5 protein-coding genes are annotated in these 3,350 nt (G+C 73.8%); 1 reads left to right on the forward strand and 4 read right to left on the reverse strand.

What is annotated here, in order from left to right; genetic code table 11:
- A partial coding sequence (locus tag ACSNOH_RS34095) for a MarR family winged helix-turn-helix transcriptional regulator (RefSeq protein WP_436725325.1) occupies window positions 1-222 on the forward strand: 222 nt, incomplete at its 5' end.
- Here ACSNOH_RS34095 and ACSNOH_RS34100 read toward each other — a convergent pair.
- The 4 genes from ACSNOH_RS34100 to ACSNOH_RS34115 form a co-directional block, all read right to left on the reverse strand.
- Window positions 219-422 carry an acyl-CoA carboxylase epsilon subunit gene (locus ACSNOH_RS34100; RefSeq protein ID WP_436725326.1) on the reverse strand — a complete coding sequence of 68 codons (204 nt, stop codon included), beginning with the start codon at window positions 420-422 and terminating at the stop codon, window positions 219-221. The genes ACSNOH_RS34095 and ACSNOH_RS34100 overlap by 4 nt on opposite strands.
- A gap of 14 nt (window positions 423-436) precedes the next feature.
- A complete protein-coding gene (locus tag ACSNOH_RS34105) occupies window positions 437-2,035 on the reverse strand; it encodes an acyl-CoA carboxylase subunit beta (protein WP_436725327.1) in 1,599 nt (532 codons plus the stop codon).
- A gap of 70 nt (window positions 2,036-2,105) precedes the next feature.
- Window positions 2,106-2,870, reverse strand: coding sequence for a 4'-phosphopantetheinyl transferase family protein (locus tag ACSNOH_RS34110; RefSeq protein ID WP_436725328.1), 765 nt, complete (start codon window positions 2,868-2,870; stop codon window positions 2,106-2,108).
- A partial coding sequence (locus tag ACSNOH_RS34115) for an acyl carrier protein (protein WP_436725329.1) occupies window positions 2,867-3,350 on the reverse strand: 484 nt, incomplete at its 5' end. The genes ACSNOH_RS34110 and ACSNOH_RS34115, both read right to left, overlap by 4 nt.

Raw genomic sequence — 3,350 nt, forward strand, 5'->3', positions numbered from 1 at the left:
CGCCGCCCCTCCCCCACCGACCGCCGGGCCGTGGTGGTCTCCCTCACGCCCGAGGGGCACGCGCTGCGCGGCAAGGTGGAGGAGTCCTGGGCGGAGCTGGAGGCGCTGACGACGAAGGGGATGTCCGAGCGCCAGCGCACGGAGGCGCTGCGGCTGCTGCGCCGCATCGACGGGAACCTGTGCACCGGCCACGGCAGCGCTGCCGGCGGCGAAGGGGCCTAGGCGGCCCGCCAGCTGCGCGGCCCGGGAGCGCGCGGCGTGCGCTCCGGGCGGCGCCACAGGGCGGTGGCCCGGTGGTGGCGGGCGAGGTCGTCCGGGTCGGCGCCGGCGGCGGTGCGGGCGAGGAGGACGGCCGTCAGGGCGGCGAGCTCCTCGGGGCCGGCCCGGCCCTTCTCGATGCGGATGAGCGGCTCGCTGGTCATGGGGTTCCTCCCGGTCACTGGGGCGGGTTGCCGTGCTTGCGCGACGGCAGGTCGGCGTGCTTCTCGCGGAGCATCGCCAGGGACCGGGCGAGGATCCGCCGGGTCTCGCGCGGGTCGATGACGTCGTCCACCAGGCCGCGCTCGGCGGCGTAGTAGGGGTGCATCAGCTCGGCCTTGTACTCCTTGATCTTCTGCCCGCGCACGGCCTCCGGGTCGTCCGCGGCGTTGATCTCGCGGCGGAAGATGACGTTGGCCGCGCCCTCCGCGCCCATGACGGCGATCTCGTTGCTGGGCCAGGCCAGCGCGAGGTCGGCGCCGATGGAGCGGGAGTCCATGACGATGTAGGCGCCGCCGTAGGCCTTGCGCAGGACCAGGGAGATCCGCGGCACGGTCGCGTTGCAGTACGCGTAGAGCAGCTTGGCGCCGCGCCGGATGATGCCGTTGTGCTCCTGGTCGACGCCCGGCAGGAAGCCGGGGACGTCCACGAGGGTCACCAGCGGGATGTTGAAGGCGTCGCAGAACTGGACGAAGCGCGCGGCCTTCTCACTGGACTCGATGTCCAGCACGCCGGCGAAGGAGGCGGGCTGGTTGGCGACGATGCCGACGACGCCGCCGTCGATGCGGGACAGCGCGCAGACGATGTTGGTGGCCCAGGCCGGGTGGACCTCGAAGTACTCGCCGTCGTCGACGATCTCCTCGATCACGGCGCGGATGTCGTAGCTGCGGCCCGGGTCGTCGGGGACGAGGTCGAGGAGGGAGTCGGTGCTCCGGTCGGCGGGGTCCTCGCACGGGGCGGCGGGCGGCAGTTCGCGGTTGTTGGAGGGCAGGAGGGACAGCAGGTAGCGCACGTCCTCCAGGCAGGACTCCTCGTCGTCGTAGGCGAAGTGGGAGACGCCGGAGGTGGCGGAGTGGACGTCGGCGCCGCCGAGGCCGTTCTGGGTGATCTCCTCGCCCGTGACGGCGCGGACGACGTCGGGGCCGGTGATGAACATCTGCGAGGTCTCACGGACCATGAACACGAAGTCCGTCAGCGCCGGCGAGTACGCCGCACCGCCCGCGCAGGGGCCGAGCATCACGCTTATCTGCGGGATGACGCCCGAGGCCTTGGTGTTGCGCTGGAAGATCCCGCCGTAACCGGCAAGGGCGGAGACGCCCTCCTGGATACGGGCACCCGCACCGTCGTTCAGCGAGACCAGCGGCGCACCGGCCGCGATGGCCATGTCCATGATCTTGTGGATCTTCGTGGCATGGGCCTCGCCCAGCGCGCCTCCGAAGATCCGGAAGTCGTGCGCGTAGACGAACACGGTCCGGCCGTGCACCGTGCCCCAGCCCGTGATCACACCGTCGGTGTAGGGCTTCTTGCTCTCCAGGCCGAACCCGCTCGCACGGTGCCGCCGCAGGGTCTCGACCTCGGTGAACGAGTCCTCGTCCAGGAGGAGGGCGATGCGCTCGCGGGCGGTGAGCTTGCCCTTGGCGTGCTGGCGCTCCGTGGCGGCCGGGTCCGGGCCCTCGTAGGCCTCGTCGCGGATCAGCCGGAGCTCCTCCACACGTTCGTGCAGCGTCCACTCCCGGTGTTCGGCGGGGGCGGACGAGATCTTCCCGGTGACGGGCATGGGTGTCTCACTCTCCGATGAGGGGTCACTTCTTACGTGGCGGCGGTCCCGGCCGGCGGTCCCGGCCGGCTCAGACGGGGACCGGGGTCGGGGCCACGGCCGCGCTGATGCCGGCGGCGCCTCCGGCGAAGAGGGCGTCGGCGGGCAGCAGGCGCAGCCGGCTCGCGGTGGGCGGGCCGCCCTTCAGGGCGACGGCTCCGTTGTGGCGCGGGCCGCAGGGCAGGTCGAGGACGGTCCAGCCGGGGGGCCTGCGGGCGGGGTCGGCGCCGAGGTAGTCCACGGACGGGCCGCGGCTCAGGCCGGTGCCGAGGCCCTTGAGGAAGGCCTCCTTGCGGGTCCACAGCCGGCCGAAGGCCTCCTGCCGGGCCCCGGGGTCCAGCGCGCCGAGCTCCTGCTGTTCGCCGGGGTGGAGGGCGGGGGTGCAGGCCTCGACGGTCGTGGCCCTGGGCAGCCGTTCGACGTCGACGCCCACCGGCCGGTCCGCGAACCCCACCAGCGCCGTGCCGTGGCTGTGCGAGAGGGAGAAGTGCAGGCGCGGGTGGTGGGGCGTGGCCACGGCGGGGCGGCCGTGGGGCTTGCCGCAGCCGGGGCAGGGCTCCCGCAGGAAGGTCACCTGCGGCGGGGGGATGTCGAGGTAGGCGCCGAGCAGGCGGCGCAGGGCGATGTGCGCGGAGGCGTAGGTCAGGCCGTCGGTGGGGCGGATGAACGAGGCCGCGCGCTTGCGTTCGGCGGCGTCCAGGTCGGACAGGTCCAGCCGGTCCTCCGACCCGCTGACGGGGCGGCGGACCAGCCACAGGTCGAGCGTTCCCGCCGGGAGGGCGGGGCCGGTGGTCATGCGGCGCCCGCGGGCGCCTGCGGGGGTGCGGGGCGGCGCGAGGCCCGCCGGTGCGGGTCGTCCTCGTCGTCGCCGAGCTGGCCGGCCAGGCAGTCGATGAGTTCGGCGGCGCTGTTGGCGCGCAGCAGGCGCTGCAGGTCCACCTCGACCTGCAGGGCGTCCTCCATGCGGCGCTGCAGCTCCAGCCCCATGATGGAGCCGACGCCCAGGCTGTTCATGGGCCGGCCGGTGGTGTCGATGGTGTGCGGGGGCACGCCGAGGACGCGGCCCAGCTCCTGGCGGACGTACGTCTCCAGGATCACGCGGCGCTCGGCGAGGCCGGTGACGGCGAGGAGGCGCAGGTCGGGCGGGGTCACCTCGGGGGCGCCGGCCTCGGTCCCGGCGGGCCCGGAGAGGTCGTCGAAGCCGTCGAAACCGTCGAAACCGTCGTCGAAGAGGGCGTCGTCGAAGGGGAAATCGAGGGGGGCGAGGGGGTCGAGG

Origin of the sequence: Streptomyces sp. URMC 127, from assembly GCF_051386535.1 — a bacterium.
In the GTDB taxonomy this organism is placed as follows: Bacteria; Actinomycetota; Actinomycetes; order Streptomycetales; family Streptomycetaceae; genus Streptomyces.